Annotated in this window: 13 protein-coding genes; 9 read left to right on the forward strand and 4 right to left on the reverse strand. The window is 38.6% G+C overall.

The features are described from left to right. The first annotated feature begins 79 nt into the window (after positions 1 to 79). The 4 genes from norR (at position 80) to purB (ending at position 4,928) form a co-directional block, all read left to right on the forward strand. Positions 80 to 1,618: a nitric oxide reductase transcriptional regulator NorR gene (gene norR, locus HC728_RS05055; RefSeq protein WP_190395184.1), complete on the forward strand. Its 1,539-nt coding sequence runs from the start codon at positions 80 to 82 to the stop codon at positions 1,616 to 1,618. A gap of 116 nt (positions 1,619 to 1,734) precedes the next feature. Continuing rightward, a complete protein-coding gene (mnmA, locus tag HC728_RS05060) occupies positions 1,735 to 2,859 on the forward strand; it encodes a tRNA 2-thiouridine(34) synthase MnmA (protein ID WP_005420215.1) in 1,125 nt (374 codons plus the stop codon). An 11-nt stretch (positions 2,860 to 2,870) separates the two neighbouring features. Beyond that, on the forward strand, positions 2,871 to 3,488 hold the full coding sequence (gene hflD, locus HC728_RS05065; protein WP_005420216.1) for a high frequency lysogenization protein HflD: 618 nt from the start codon (positions 2,871 to 2,873) through the stop codon (positions 3,486 to 3,488). A gap of 69 nt (positions 3,489 to 3,557) precedes the next feature. Further along, complete coding sequence (purB, locus tag HC728_RS05070) at positions 3,558 to 4,928, forward strand: adenylosuccinate lyase (protein ID WP_012533391.1); 1,371 nt, start codon at positions 3,558 to 3,560, stop codon at positions 4,926 to 4,928. 121 nt (positions 4,929 to 5,049) lie between these two features. On the opposite strand, the gene HC728_RS05075 is transcribed toward purB, so the two are convergent. After that, complete coding sequence (locus HC728_RS05075) at positions 5,050 to 5,478, reverse strand: hypothetical protein (protein ID WP_005420220.1); 429 nt, start codon at positions 5,476 to 5,478, stop codon at positions 5,050 to 5,052. A gap of 239 nt (positions 5,479 to 5,717) precedes the next feature. Here HC728_RS05075 and HC728_RS05080 point away from each other — a divergent pair, with 239 nt between their 5' ends. From HC728_RS05080 to HC728_RS05100, 5 genes are all read left to right on the forward strand, one after another. Continuing rightward, positions 5,718 to 7,811, forward strand: a complete 2,094-nt coding sequence (locus HC728_RS05080) for a methyl-accepting chemotaxis protein (protein WP_190395185.1) — start codon at positions 5,718 to 5,720, stop codon at positions 7,809 to 7,811. 258 nt (positions 7,812 to 8,069) lie between these two features. Further along, a complete protein-coding gene (locus HC728_RS05085) occupies positions 8,070 to 9,047 on the forward strand; it encodes a tripartite tricarboxylate transporter substrate binding protein (RefSeq protein ID WP_065640846.1) in 978 nt (325 codons plus the stop codon). A gap of 68 nt (positions 9,048 to 9,115) precedes the next feature. Beyond that, a complete protein-coding gene (locus tag HC728_RS05090) occupies positions 9,116 to 9,661 on the forward strand; it encodes a tripartite tricarboxylate transporter TctB family protein (protein WP_012533564.1) in 546 nt (181 codons plus the stop codon). An 18-nt stretch (positions 9,662 to 9,679) separates the two neighbouring features. Then, positions 9,680 to 11,206, forward strand: a complete 1,527-nt coding sequence (locus HC728_RS05095; RefSeq protein ID WP_065595796.1) for a tripartite tricarboxylate transporter permease — start codon at positions 9,680 to 9,682, stop codon at positions 11,204 to 11,206. A 128-nt stretch (positions 11,207 to 11,334) separates the two neighbouring features. After that, complete coding sequence (locus tag HC728_RS05100; protein ID WP_012533815.1) at positions 11,335 to 12,531, forward strand: DEAD/DEAH box helicase; 1,197 nt, start codon at positions 11,335 to 11,337, stop codon at positions 12,529 to 12,531. 116 nt (positions 12,532 to 12,647) lie between these two features. On the opposite strand, the gene HC728_RS05105 is transcribed toward HC728_RS05100, so the two are convergent. From HC728_RS05105 to HC728_RS05115, 3 genes are read right to left on the reverse strand one after another with little or no spacing between them, the layout of a single operon-like run. After that, the gene (locus tag HC728_RS05105) at positions 12,648 to 13,535 is read right to left on the reverse strand and encodes a patatin-like phospholipase family protein (protein WP_065604733.1); all 888 of its coding nucleotides are present in this window, start codon (positions 13,533 to 13,535) and stop codon (positions 12,648 to 12,650) included. Between the two features lie 26 nt (positions 13,536 to 13,561). Further along, the gene (ybaK, locus tag HC728_RS05110; RefSeq protein ID WP_065604734.1) at positions 13,562 to 14,032 is read right to left on the reverse strand and encodes a Cys-tRNA(Pro) deacylase; all 471 of its coding nucleotides are present in this window, start codon (positions 14,030 to 14,032) and stop codon (positions 13,562 to 13,564) included. 23 nt (positions 14,033 to 14,055) lie between these two features. Then, the gene (locus HC728_RS05115) at positions 14,056 to 14,730 is read right to left on the reverse strand and encodes a response regulator (RefSeq protein WP_005420237.1); all 675 of its coding nucleotides are present in this window, start codon (positions 14,728 to 14,730) and stop codon (positions 14,056 to 14,058) included. Positions 14,731 to 14,733 lie beyond the last annotated feature (3 nt).

The raw sequence follows: 14,733 nt of genomic DNA on the forward strand, positions 1-14,733 counted from the left end.
TCATAATGACAGCCATTTACTTATGTTAAAATGACACTATAATTGTCAAATTAACACTGTTTATATCTACGAGGTTTCAATGAAAAACATTAAAGATGAATGGGTTCAAATTGCATTGGATCTCACCTCTGGATTATCAAGCAAAGATCGTTTTGAACGTTTGTTATCAACGATCAGACATGCCTTAAAATGCGATGCTTCCGCTCTTCTATTATTTAAAAATCAATATTTTTCTCCTCTTGCTACCAACGGCTTAGACAGTGATGTCATTGGTCGTCGTTTTTCTATTTCTCAACATCCTCGTTTAGAGGCAATTGCTCGAGCTGGAGACATTGTTCGATTTCCTTCAGATAGTGATTTACCTGATCCTTATGATGGTTTGATTGCTAACGAAGAGCGTCAGTTGCAGGTCCATTCATGTATTGGATTACCTCTACTGGTTAATGAGCGATTAATTGGAGCGGTCACAATAGATGCATTTGACCCTACTCAATTTGATACATTCACAAACAAAGAGTTAAGAATAATCAGTGCATTAGCAGCAACTAGCTTGCATACCGCTTTATTGATGGGAAGATTAGAAAATCAATCGGGAGAAAACTCAAATAACTCATCATTTGAGGGATCATCTGATAATCATGTTGAAATGATTGGTGAATCCCTTGCAATGCAAGAGTTGCAAGCCAACATTAACGCCGTTGCTAATACAGAATTATCCGTATTAATTACGGGAGAAACAGGTGTAGGTAAAGAACTAGTTGCAAGTGCTTTACATCAAAGATCAGCACGCTCTCAACAAAACTTAGTGTATTTAAACTGCGCGGCATTACCTGAATCCGTTGCAGAAAGTGAACTATTTGGGCACGTTAAAGGCGCTTTTACTGGGGCGATCAGTAACAGAAAAGGAAAATTTGAATCGGCTGACAATGGTACGCTATTTCTGGATGAGATAGGCGAGTTATCATTGGCTCTGCAAGCTAAATTACTGCGTGTTTTACAATATGGTGATATTCAACGTATTGGTGATGACAACCATATTAAAGTAAATACACGAATTATCGCTGCTACCAACAAAACACTGAGTGATGAGGTAAAAAATGGTGATTTTCGTGCTGACTTATATCATCGATTAAGCGTCTTCCCTATTTTTGTTCCACCGCTTAGAGACAGAGGTAATGACGTCACTTTACTCGTTGGTTACTTTGCTGAAAAAAGTCGTATTAAATTAGGGGCGACGAGTATACGAATCATACCTGAAACCATCACTTTACTTAATGAGTATTCATGGCCTGGGAATATTCGAGAATTAGAGCATGTAATAAGCCGAGCTGCCGTTTTATCAAGAGCTCAAAATGACGATTCTGATTTAGTATTATCTCCTACACATTTCTTAATAAAAAAAGAAAACCATGCAGAAAAAAGCATAACGAATCAGATTGTTACACCACATTCAAAAAACACAAAAGATTTACGCTCTGCCACGGATGAATTTCAAGCTAATTTAATTAAAAAAACATATCAAGAACAGCAACAAAATTGGGCTGCAACAGCCAGAGCATTGCAACTTGATACAGGAAATTTACATCGTTTAGCAAAACGGTTAAATCTAAAAGACTGAAAGCCATAAAATCACATATTTTTACCGATATAATTATGTGATTTTGCTCTCGGATCTGTCCCATGCATATTCTTTCTGTTAGAATCTGCCTCAAGTTTTATTAGTGGTGTTAAAGAATGTCAGACAACAGCCAAAAGAAAGTCATCGTCGGTATGTCCGGTGGTGTGGATTCTTCAGTATCAGCCTACCTACTTCAGCAACAAGGATACCAAGTTGAAGGTCTTTTCATGAAAAACTGGGAAGAAGATGACAACGAGGAATATTGTACTGCTGCCGAAGATTTAGCAGATGCGCAAGCGGTGTGTGACAAATTAGGTATTCACCTTCACACCATTAACTTTGCTGCTGAATATTGGGATAACGTATTTGAATATTTCCTAGAGGAATACAAAGCGGGTCGTACACCAAACCCAGATATCTTATGTAATAAAGAAATTAAATTTAAAGCCTTCTTAGAATTTGCTGATGAAGTGCTTGATGCTGACTTTATTGCTATGGGTCACTACGTTCGTCGTACCTTCCCAACAGCTGAAGAAATCGCTAATGGTGTTAAACCACAAATGTTACGTGGTTTAGATTCAAATAAAGATCAAAGTTACTTCCTATACACATTAAGCTCAGAGCAAGTTGCTCGTAGTTTATTCCCTGTTGGTGAACTTGAGAAACCAGAAGTACGCCGCATTGCTGAAGAGCAAGGTTTGATCACAGCGAAGAAAAAAGATTCAACAGGTATCTGCTTTATCGGTGAGCGTAAATTCACTGAATTCTTAGGCAAATACTTACCAGCACAACCAGGTAATATCGAAACACCTGAAGGTAAAGTGATTGGTCAACACCAAGGTTTGATGTATCACACTTTAGGTCAACGTAAAGGTCTACACATTGGCGGCACCAAAGGCGGTGGCGGTAATGAAGACCCATGGTTCGTTGGTGAAAAAGATTTAAAACGAAACGTATTAATTGCAGTTCAAGGCAAAGATCACCCATTATTGAAATCTCAAGGTCTATTGGCTTCTCAACTTCATTGGGTTGATCGCACACCAATTAAAGCACCATTGAGCTGTACGGTTAAAACACGTTACCGTCAAACTGATATCCCTTGTACTATCATCCCTGTTGATGATGAGAACATTAAAGTGATTTTTGACGAGCCGCAAATTGCAGTGACTCCGGGTCAATCTGCAGTATTCTACTTAGACGAAGTATGTCTAGGTGGCGGTATTATCGAAGAGCGTATTTAAGGAGTTAACGCGTGGCGAACACTTTATTTGACAGAACCATTGCATTTGCTGGCATTTGCCAAGCTGCAAGCTTAGTTCAAAAAATGGCAAAAGATGGTCACTGTGATCAAGAGGCGTTTGACACAGCAATTCAATCAATTCTAGAAACGAACCCAAGCAATACGGTTGCAGTTTATGGAAAAGAATCAAATTTACGAATTGGCCTAGAGTGCTTAGTTCGTGATTTTGATAATACGCCTTCAGGTAGTGAATTAACTCGTTACCTTATTAGCCTTATGGCTCTAGAGCGCAAACTGGCAGGTCATCGTGATGGCATGAGTAAATTAGGTGAACGTATCGGTACTATCGAACGCCAACTTGAGCACTTTGATATTCACGATGAACAAATGTTGAGTAACATTGCGAGCATTTACTTAGACGTGATCAGCCCAATGGGTCCACGAATTCAAGTAACAGGTACTCCATCAGTTCTTCAACAACCGATGACTCAGCATAAAGTACGAGCTCTATTGTTATCAGGTATTCGCTCAGCCGTATTATGGCGTCAGGTGGGAGGCAAACGCCGTCACTTGATCTTTGGCCGAAAGAAAATGGTTGAGCAAGCAAAAATTATTCTCGCTCGAATTTAAAAAATTAAAGCCTACTTGATTTCAGGTAGGCTTTTTCCTTTAACATTTATACATATCTAGGAGATTCACATGGAATTGTCAGCATTAACTGCTGTTTCACCTGTAGATGGTCGCTACGGAAGTAAAACAATTTCTCTACGCAGCATCTTTAGTGAGTATGGCTTACTAAAGTACCGTACTGTTGTTGAAGTTCGTTGGCTTCAAAAACTAGCTGCTACGCAAACGATTGCGGAAGTAGCTACATTAAGCGCAGAAGCGAATCAATTCTTAGATAACATCGCAGCAAACTTCAATGAAGAAGATGCAATGCGTATCAAAGAAATTGAACGCACTACAAACCATGACGTTAAAGCAGTTGAATACTTTCTAAAAGAGAAAGTAGCTGAAGTTCCAGAGCTTCACGCTATTAATGAATTCATTCACTTTGCATGTACTTCAGAAGATATCAACAACACGTCTCACGCTCTAATGCTTAAAGAAGCTCGTGATACGGTAATTCTTCCAGAAATTCGTAACGTTATTGATGCGATTAAAGCATTAGCAAACGAATACCGTGACATTCCACTTCTGTCTCGTACACACGGTCAACCAGCTTCTCCATCGACTATGGGTAAAGAAATGGCTAACGTGGCGTACCGTATGGAACGTCAATACAAGCAAATCGAAAACGTTGAAATCCTAGCAAAAATCAATGGTGCTGTTGGTAACTATAACGCTCACCTTTCTGCTTACCCGGATGTTGATTGGCACAAATTCAGCGAAGAGTTCATCACAGAGTCTCTAGGTGTAACTTGGAACCCATACACAACTCAAATCGAACCTCACGATTACATCGCTGAGCTATTTGATGCGATTGCTCGTTTCAATACTATCCTTCTTGATTTTGACCGTGACGTATGGGGCTACATTGCTCTTGGCCACTTCAAACAAAAAACGATTGCTGGTGAAATCGGTTCTTCAACAATGCCGCACAAAGTTAACCCAATCGACTTTGAAAACTCAGAAGGTAACCTAGGTCTTGCTAATGCTATCTTTAGCCACCTAGCACAAAAACTGCCTGTATCTCGCTGGCAGCGTGACCTAACTGACTCAACGGTTCTTCGTAACCTAGGTGTTGGTTGTGGCTACGCTATCATTGCATACACATCGACTCTAAAAGGCATTAGCAAATTAGAAGTTAACCGTGCTGCACTTGAAGCAGAGCTAGATAAAAACTGGGAAGTTCTTGCTGAACCTGTACAAACAGTAATGCGTCGTTACGGCATCGAAAAGCCATACGAAAAACTAAAAGAACTGACTCGTGGTAAGCGTGTAGATGGCGAAGGCATGCGTGCATTCATCGACGGTTTAGAAATCCCTGCAGATGAGAAAGCTCGTCTAAAAGAGATGACTCCAGCTAACTACATCGGTCAAGCTATTGAACTAACAGACAAGCTGTAATCTTTATCAATTCAAGTAGTTTACTTACTTGAATTGATCATAAAGACTAACAAGCAATAAAAAGCCCTGCGATACTCTTTATACAAAGACCATCACAGGGCTTAAATTTATACACTTATTTCTACATTACGCACTCTTGCATCTCTTTTGCACTTTCTACGCCTTTTTCAATCAAGCTTTGTGCATCTTCATTTGTAATTTTAGACATTACCTTATTTAGCAGTTTCTCTGCATTTGATTCAGATGAAGCCTCAACCAAACAGCTATATGCATTTGCAATGTGCTCTTGTATCTCAGTCAACGCCTTTGGATTCGTATAATCTGCATTTAATGCTTCATTAATTGATTCTGCAAACTCAGATGCAGAGCCAACAGCACCATCAAATTGATCTAAATTCAGTTCTTTAAAATCCATACTTTCTAATTTTGATTGCATGCTATCCACGGCTTGATTCGCTGCATTTTGTGCCTTATCAATGGTTTCACTTGCATCATCACAACCCATCAAAGCAATCGAACACAACAAAGGTAATAGTATTTTTTTATTCATTTTCTTTCACCATTAAAAGTAATATAGATTTAACTAACATTCTAAGAATAACAGAAAAGCAATAAATAGAGAGAGTTAGCATGTGTCTAAATATGAATTATCAGTATAAACCAGCAATTGTGAACTTAACGTGAATAGCAATAAGTACAAAACTTATAAAACGTCCTTTCTTTTATTAAGGATTATTTATTTTCCGCCGATAAGTAAGTACATAAATAATTATTTGGCATGGAAGGATTATGTTCAAATCAATAAAAACACGCATAGCAGTTAGCGCAGGTCTTGCAATATTCATAACTCTAAGTACAGCAATGTTTTTTACAACAGTGTCATATAACGGGGTAAATAAAGAGATCACTCAGCAAGTTTCAAATCAACTTGCTGCAAATATTGACTATAAATTGTTGTCTATCGCAGACCAACAACGTGCCGAGTTAAACGGTCAATTTGCACCCGTAATCAGTAACCTAAAACAGTTACAGTCACTGTTAGAACTTTCAAACCAACATCAAGCAAATGCGAGTCTTTTGGTTGAGCAATTCACGTCTTCTCTAAAAATTCAAAATGAAAGTGTATTTGCTGGGTATATGGTATGGGAAGAAGCTAATTTCATTAAAGATGACTCCGTACTCACACAAAAAGCGCTAAACAAGCAAGGCGTATTATCCCCATTTTTCTCTCCTACAGGTTCAAGCTTTGAAGCTTTAGGTATGGATAGCTTTAACAATACGTCTTTAAATAATAATGGTGAACGTATTGATGAATGGCATCTAGCTCCTTTTGAATCAGGAAAAAGTTTTGTTATGGAACCTTATTACTACAATGTAAGAGGTAACCAAGAACTTATTACGACCATCAGCTTACCATTACTTTACAACAATAAAATTGTAGGTTCATTAGGATACGATTGGTCTATCAAAAGCTTCCAAGAAATCAGTAAAAAAGCAGCTCAATCTATTGGTATTCCGGAGGCCGCTGTTTCTATTGCATCATGGAACGGTACACTACTTTCGTTCAGCCAAAATGAAGAATTTGTTGGTAAAAAAGTAAAGGATGATTTCGCCAAAAACTGGGGACAAATCCAACAAGAAGCTCAAAATAAAACAGTTTTCTTAAAAGACATTGGACAATTTAAAACGGCGATTGCAACCATTGAAACAGGATCTAAACCTTGGATCGTTATGGTTTCTATACCATCAAATGTATTACAAAAAGAGATCACTGATTTTAATTCATTAAGTCATGAATTAAGCAATGATGCCCTTTCAAACGGCCTTCTAAGCGGTTTAATTTCATCGATTATCGGTATTGCTATTATCTTTATTTTAGCAAGACAAATCGGTAATTCACTGATGAACTTAACCTCTCGTTTTGAAAATATTGCTCAAGGTGATGGTGACTTAACTCAACGAATTAATATTGATTCAAAAGATGAAATTGGTCAGTTAGCCTTCTGGTTTAACTCTTTTATTGAAAAAGTTCAGAACACATTACATAACGCAAAAGACACTGCTGAGTTAGTATCTCAATCTTCTATGAACACCATGGCAGAGACAGAGAAATCACAAGTTAAACTGCAAAACCAAGTGAATGAAGTAACTCAGTTGGCAACAGCAATTAATGAAATGAGTGCAACGGCAATGGAAGTGGCTTCATCAGCACTACAAGCAGCAACAGCAGCAAGCCAAATTCAAACAAGCAGCGAAGATGGTCAGAAGATCATGGATAGAGCTGCGGCTTCTGTTGAAGAACTAGCACAATTTATTAATGAAGCTCAAGAACAAGTGGTTAACCTATCAGCATCAAGCAATGATATTCAAAATATCTTGGCGGAAATTGGAGGTATTGCAGAGCAAACCAACCTACTTGCACTAAATGCTGCAATTGAAGCCGCTCGTGCAGGTGAATATGGTCGTGGTTTTGCGGTGGTTGCAGATGAAGTAAGAAATCTAGCGAGTCGTACGCAAACTTCTACTCAAGAGATCAATAACATGCTTGGTGTCCTACAACAAAATACTCAAAGTATTGTTACTGTAATGGATAACAGCCAAAAACAAGCATTATCAACAAAAGAAGAAACGTTAATTGCACAAGAAAATCTCAAAGAGATCAGCAGTGCAATTCTGGTTGCTAATGACATGAATAATCAAATAGCTTCGGCAGCTGAAGAGCAAAGCTCAGTATCAGAAGAAATTAATCGTAATGTTACAAGCATTAATGAAGCAGCCAACGAAGTATTGTGTGATATGCAAACGTCACTAAAAGATACGGAAGAGCTAACCAAAGAAAGTCACTCATTAACTGAAAAATTGAATGAGTTCAAAACTCAATAAAATTTAAGTAACATCAGTAGTAATAAAAAAGGCCATGCAATCCATTGAATTGCATGGCTTTTTTCGCTCCTAAAATCTGCATGAACTTTATGAACTAAATTCCCTTTATGTTCTAAATATCCTTTATTTTCCCTATATAGAAAAAAAAACCTCAACCAAATAACATTTTCGCAACAACTAAGAAAAAGCAGTAAATAAGGTGAACATAAACAGCCCAAAGAGGTTGGTATCCCTACTATACATAAGGAAATGCTATTCATGCTTACTTCATTTAAAAAACAGATCACAGCTTCAATGATTGCAGCCACAGTTGCATTTTCAAGCTCAGCGATTGCTGCTGATATTGAAAAAATCCACTTTATTATCCCTGGAGGTGCCGGTGGTGGTTGGGATATGACCGCTCGTGGGACGGGTGATGTCTTATTAAAATCTGACATTATTGAACAAGCTTCCTACCAAAACCTCTCTGGTGGCGGTGGCGGTAAAGCAATTGCACATTTGATTGAAACCGCTGAACGCCAACCCGACACATTAATGGTGAACTCAACACCTATTGTGATCCGTTCTCTAAGCGGTATCTTCCCACAATCATTTAGAGATTTGACACCAATTGCAGCAACCATTGCTGATTATGGAGCCATCGTCGTCAATAAAGACTCTAAGTATACGAGTTGGGAACAAGTCGTTGCTGATTTTGAAAAGAACCCTCGCTCAGTAAAAATCGCTGGAGGTTCAGCTCGTGGCAGTATGGATCATCTCGTAATTGCAGCCGCCTTTAAAGGTGAAGGATTTGATGCTCGAAAAGTTCGTTATATCGCTTATGACGCAGGTGGAAAAGCAATGGCAGCTTTATTGTCAGGTGAAACACCATTACTTTCAACAGGACTTGGAGAAGTTCTTGAGATGTCGAAAAGTGGTCAAGTTCGCATCCTTGCGATTACAGCGCCAAAACGTTTAGATAGCGCTCCAGATATTCCAACGCTTACTGAATATGGCAACGAAACCGTGTTTGCTAACTGGCGTGGTTTCTTTGCGGCACCTGGAACACCACAAGCAAAAATCGATGAATATACTCAAGCATTTGAAAAAATGTACGAAACAGAGCAATGGACTGTAGTTCGTGACCGTAATGGTTGGATTGATAACTACAAGGGCGATAAAGATTTCTACGCTTTCCTTGAAGACCAAGAAAAACTCATGGGCGATTTAATGCGTGAACTTGGCTTTCTAAAATAACCTTTCAAGCTACCTTGGATAGGTTAATGACTCCTCCGGATATGGTTCATTAATCCTCCTTGCTTTAGATGTTACTTGCTCTATTCCAAGGTAGCTTTTCTTTTTTCATTGATTTAACCACCTCATGGAGAGAACTTATGTCGTATTCTGGCTCTTCTCTATTATGTCGTGACCGTGTTGGCGCAGTTATATTTTTAATTGTCTGTCTCTGTTATGGCTACCAAACCAGTTTAATCCCTTTATTTCCTGGCGATGAATATGAACCCTTCACCGCTCGTACGCTCCCTTATCTATTAACATTTGCAGGAATATTCCTTTCATTACTTCTTATCGTTACAGCTCAACCCGATGAAAAAAGTGGCGCTGTTCTAGGTTTTAATTGGAAGCTATTGTTTGGTTTTATTAGTTTAATGGTTCTGTATGGCATCGGATTAACTTGGTTAGGTTTTGTTTTAGCGACCAGTTTCTTCTTACTTGCAGGATTTTATTTATTGGGTGAGAGACGCAAATCTATATTATTTGGAGCATCCTTCCCATTTGTTACTGGATTTTGGTTGCTGCTGACTAAAGGCTTAGATATTTATCTAGAACCCGGCTATCTATTTATTGGTTAGTAATTAAAGGAATTAGTTATGTTAGATGGAATTTTATCAGGTTTATCTACTGCGATTATGCCGACCAATTTAATGATGGTAATGCTCGGTTGTTTTGTCGGAACTTTTATTGGAATGCTGCCTGGGTTGGGACCAATTTCCGCCATTGCGTTAATGATCCCAATTAGCTATGGGTTAGATCCTGCGTCAGGCATGATCTTAATGGCAGGCGTTTATTATGGTGCTGTTTTCGGTGGCTCTACCTCATCTATCCTAATCAATGCTCCGGGGTGCTCTTCAACGGTTGTCACTGCCTTCGATGGCTACCCTATGGCACAAAAGGGGCAAGCAGGTAAAGCACTCGCGCTCGCGGCTTATTCTTCTTTTACCGGCGGTACACTATCGGCAATCATGCTATTAGTTGCGGCTCCTGCCTTAGCGAAAGTTTCCTTAAGTTTCCAATCTTCTGATTATTTTGCCTTAATGCTTGTTGGACTTTCCGCGGTTGCTGCATTTGCAGGTAAAGGTCAAGTCATTAAGGCGTGGATGATGACAGTTCTCGGCTTAATGCTTTCAACCGTAGGAATCGATAAAGGTGTTGGTGTTGAACGCTTTACTTTTGGATTAACCGATTTAATGGATGGTTTTAGCTTCTTATTACTGGCTATGGCAACATTCGCGTTAGGGGAAACCTTAATGGGAATTTTAAAACCAGAACAAGACACGCGTGAAGATGAACAAAGAAAAATGTCTGATTTAGGTAGTATGAAAATCACCAAAGAAGAAGTGAAAGAAGTTGCGCCGGTTGCAGTTCGTTCATCCATTCTTGGTTTCTTTACTGGCGTACTACCCGGTGCCGGCGCTACCATTGCTGCATTTTTAAGCTATGGTATGGAGAGAAACCTTGCACCTAAAGAGAAAAAAGAAGAGTTTGGTAAAGGCAGCATTCGTGGTCTTGTCGCACCAGAATCAGCCAATAATGCTGCATCAAGTGGCTCTTTTGTTCCACTACTGACTTTAGGTATTCCAGGATCTGGTACCACCGCGATAATGCTTGGTGCGCTTATTGCCTATGGTATTCAACCGGGCCCAAGATTGTTTGTGGATCACCCTGATATTTTTTGGTCTGTCATTATCTCAATGTATTTCGGTAATATTGTTTTAGTCATCCTTAACTTGCCATTGATCCCTTACATTTCAAAATTATTAGCAGTACCAAAAACCGTATTAATGCCGATGGTACTATTCTTCTCGATTACAGGAGTTTATTTAGTTTCCTTTAATACCGTTGATGTTTTTATCATGATATTAATTGCAATTGTGGCTATTGCATTAAGGCTAGCTAACTTCCCTCTCGCTCCACTACTACTCGGGTTTATTTTAGGGGGAATGATGGAAGAAAATTTGCGTCGAGCGTTAATGATCAGTGATGGTGAATTAAGTTTCTTATGGGAGCGTCCTATCACTCTGACTTTTACCGCTATCGCTGCAATAGTACTAATATTACCAATGGTTCTCTCTATAATAAATAAAGTAATCCGCCCTAAGATGGCATTAAAGTCATAACCTACTCAAATCCCGAATTGAAGTAAACTAAGCACCAATACTAAGAAAAGTATTGGTGTTTATTCCTCTGCTGTCATTTCTTTTTTTCATGCTACAATCCCCTTCTATTCATATATCTGAGATTTCACATGCCATTTTCTAAACTTGGGTTAAGTGACCCAATTTTAAAAGCTATCGACGAGTTGGGTTATAAAGCACCAACACCAATCCAACAAAAAGCTATCCCTGTTGCGCTTACTGGTAAAAACCTAATTGCAGCAGCACAAACTGGTACAGGTAAAACAGCCAGCTTTGTATTACCTATTTTAGAAATTCTCAGTGAAGACTCAACAAAGGTTCGAGCAAAACGTATTCGTGCCTTGATCTTAACGCCAACTCGCGAACTCGCGATTCAAGTTGAAGAAAACATCCAACAATACAGCAAACATATCGATATCACCTCTCTTGCTATGTATGGTGGCGTTGACTACAAAGATCAAAAACAACGCTTAATTGAAGGTGTTGACGTATTAGTTGCAACGCCGGGTCGTTTGCTTGATATGTACACTCAACGTGCGATTCATTTTGATGAATTAGATATTCTGGTTCTTGATGAAGCTGACCGCATGTTAGATATGGGCTTTATCGAAGACATTAATAAAATTATCGAACGTCTACCGTTGGATCGTCAAAACATGCTGTTTTCAGCAACGTTATCAGATCAAGTTCGTTATTTAGCAAAAACAGCCATCAATAACCCAATTGAGATTTCAATTTCTCCAAAAACGACATCTTCACCACAAATTGATCAGTGGTTAACGACAGTTGATAAAGATAAGAAATCAGCGCTGCTTAGTCATTTAATAAAAGAAAACAATTGGGATCAAGCACTGATCTTTATTGAAACCAAGCACGGTGCTGCAAAACTAGTTAGCCAATTAGAAAAACGAGATATCAGAGCTGAAGCGTTCCACAGTGGACGTAGCCAAGAAGCACGAGCAAAAGTATTAAACGACTTTAAAGAAGGCAAACTGCAATATTTAGTTGCAACAGGCATTGCTGCTCGTGGTATTGATATTGATGAATTAACACGTGTAGTTAACTATGATTTACCTTTCCCAGCTGACGATTATGTTCACCGTATTGGTCGTACTGGTCGTGCGGGAGCAAAAGGTGAGGCAATTTCATTTGTTTCTAAAGACGATTTTAAAAACTTATGTATGATTGAAAGCCGTTTAGGTCATTTAATTGTGCGTAAAGAAATTGAAGGCTTCGCACCTCGTAAAGAAGTACCAATTTCAATTCTAAACTATAAACCAAAAAGAAAACCGGCACCAAAAAACTGAGTTATTTAACCAGTAATCATAACCGGATTATTATTGGTATTGATGGTGTTACATCCAACTAAAATACGAAAAAGCTCATACAAATAGTATGAGCTTTTTTATTGGATTTTCGCCAATTACAACAGATGCTTTAGAGCATGTTCAGCTCTCTCATAACCTAAATCGATCATTTCTGCAGTACGTTCAAATTCAAATGTACCACACGCATCTCGTGCAATTTCAACCGTAATATCTGGCGGATATGATGCTAGCTTTTGTCTCGCAATGGTACTTTGCATCGCATCAAAGGCTTGGTTAGCAATATCATACATCCCTAAATCAATTCTTGATGTTTTTGCTGTTAAAGAACCAAAGTAGTCACTGACTTTACGGTGAAATGGCATATCTTCTTCTTTTGAATCTTCAGCTGAAATATTTACTTGGTTAACTTCAAAGTCATCAATACTATGACTGATTTCTCCTGCTAAATTAACCGCTAACGTTATATCTGAATGGTCACCGAACGTTGGAGCGATCGGCACCGGGTTTAGCACCCCACCATCAATTAACGTCTTACCATTAAATTCAATTGGCATTAAATACAAAGGCAATGAAATAGACGCTCTAATAGCTTGCAGCAAAGAGCCTTTTTGTAACCATACTTCTTTTTCATTACTGATATCAGCCGCAACTGCGGTATAAGGTATAGAAAGATCTTCAATATGAAGGTCTCCTAAAATATCCCCAAGGCGATTCATCACTTTTTCACCTTTAATTAAACCACCTTTGCCCCAGTTAAAATCCATTAAAGAGACAATATCTAATTTAGTTATTGTGCGCATCCACGCTTCAAACTCATCGAGCTTACCTGCAGCATAAACGCCTCCAACCACAGTACCAATTGAGCAGCCTGAAACAGATACAATCTCAAAATTATGTTCTTCTAACCAGCGAATCACACCAATATGAGCAAGCCCTCTCGCCCCTCCGCTACCAAGAACAAGCGATACTGTTTTTTTTCTCATGGTTTTTCTCCCTTCCATGATGTGAATTACTCAGCTTTAATATCCAAAAACTGCGCATTTAACACTTGTTGTAAATCTTTTGGAGCAAGACCAATATCTAGTCCCCTTTTACCACCACTAACATAAATGGTTTCCAGAGATTCAGCGGTAATATCAATAACTGTTTTTAAACGCTTCTTTTGGCCAAGAGGACTGACACCACCAAGTACATAACCGGTTGTCTTTTGAACTACGGCAGGATCAGCCATTTTTGCTTTTTTACCTTTAACCGCTTTTGCAATTAACTTCATACTAAGTTGCTCTGCAACAGGAATAATACCTACAACGAGCTCTTTTTCATCCACTTGTACAACTAATGTTTTAAATACTTCTTTTTGATCTAACCCCAACTTTTCGGCGGCCTCAAGACCATATGCTTGAACTTTAGGATCATGATGATACTCAAGCACCTGATGTTCAATTTTTGCTTTTTTTAATAATTTTGTTGCCGGTGTCATGGTGTTACGCCTTAAAAATAATTCTATGCTTTGAAATAGGTTCGTTCAGGTCGCCCAACGCTGCCATAAGAAAGATCAGCACTTAATTCTCCTGAACTAATTAAATACTCTAAATAGCGACGAGCTGTGGTTCGACTTGCACCGATTAATTCTCCTGCTTGATCTGCCGTTAATTGCTTTTCAATATGAAATAGCTGACGCACCTTATCGAGTGTTACGCCATCAATACCTTTGGGTAATCTTATTGTTTGAGTACTGGTATTAGAATGCAACATGGCGTCAACCATGGATTGATCAATATCAACTCGCTCTGTAAATTGTTTCTTTTGCTGTAAATATTTATTAATTGACTCTTCTAAACGACTAAAAATAACCGGTTTAAGAAGATAATCAATCACACCACCACGCATTGCTTCTTGTAAGGTATTCATATCTCTATCTGCGGTAATTAGTATTACGTCAGGAGACGATTCTTTTTGACGCAATTCTCTTAAAATTTCGAGTCCATTGCCATCAGGAAGGTAAATATCCAATAACACTAAATCAGGCGTTAGCACATCAAGTAACGTCATTGCCTCATCTTTACTTGCCGCAATACCTATAACTTCTAGTGACTCTATTTTTTCTAAATTACGTCGATGAATTTCGGCAATGCCAATATCATCTTCGACAATAATAATCCGTATATTCTTATTCACACA

The sequence above is a fragment of the Aliivibrio sp. S10_S31 genome, from assembly GCF_014694495.1.
GTDB lineage: Bacteria > Pseudomonadota > Gammaproteobacteria > Enterobacterales > Vibrionaceae > Aliivibrio > Aliivibrio fischeri.

Bases quoted from the DNA above. Each gene is read 5' to 3' on its own strand.
- norR (WP_190395184.1), top strand. From the start codon at position 80: ATGAAAAACATTAAAGATGAATGGGTTCAAATTGCATTGGATCTCACC.
- mnmA (WP_005420215.1), top strand. From the start codon at position 1,735: ATGTCAGACAACAGCCAAAAGAAAGTCATCGTCGGTATGTCCGGTGGT.
- purB (WP_012533391.1), top strand. From the start codon at position 3,558: ATGGAATTGTCAGCATTAACTGCTGTTTCACCTGTAGATGGTCGCTAC.
- HC728_RS05075 (WP_005420220.1), bottom strand. From the start codon at position 5,478: ATGAATAAAAAAATACTATTACCTTTGTTGTGTTCGATTGCTTTGATG.
- HC728_RS05080 (WP_190395185.1), top strand. From the start codon at position 5,718: ATGTTCAAATCAATAAAAACACGCATAGCAGTTAGCGCAGGTCTTGCA.
- HC728_RS05085 (WP_065640846.1), top strand. From the start codon at position 8,070: ATGCTTACTTCATTTAAAAAACAGATCACAGCTTCAATGATTGCAGCC.
- HC728_RS05090 (WP_012533564.1), top strand. From the start codon at position 9,116: ATGTTACTTGCTCTATTCCAAGGTAGCTTTTCTTTTTTCATTGATTTA.
- HC728_RS05095 (WP_065595796.1), top strand. From the start codon at position 9,680: ATGTTAGATGGAATTTTATCAGGTTTATCTACTGCGATTATGCCGACC.
- HC728_RS05100 (WP_012533815.1), top strand. From the start codon at position 11,335: ATGCCATTTTCTAAACTTGGGTTAAGTGACCCAATTTTAAAAGCTATC.
- HC728_RS05105 (WP_065604733.1), bottom strand. From the start codon at position 13,535: ATGAGAAAAAAAACAGTATCGCTTGTTCTTGGTAGCGGAGGGGCGAGA.
- ybaK (WP_065604734.1), bottom strand. From the start codon at position 14,032: ATGACACCGGCAACAAAATTATTAAAAAAAGCAAAAATTGAACATCAG.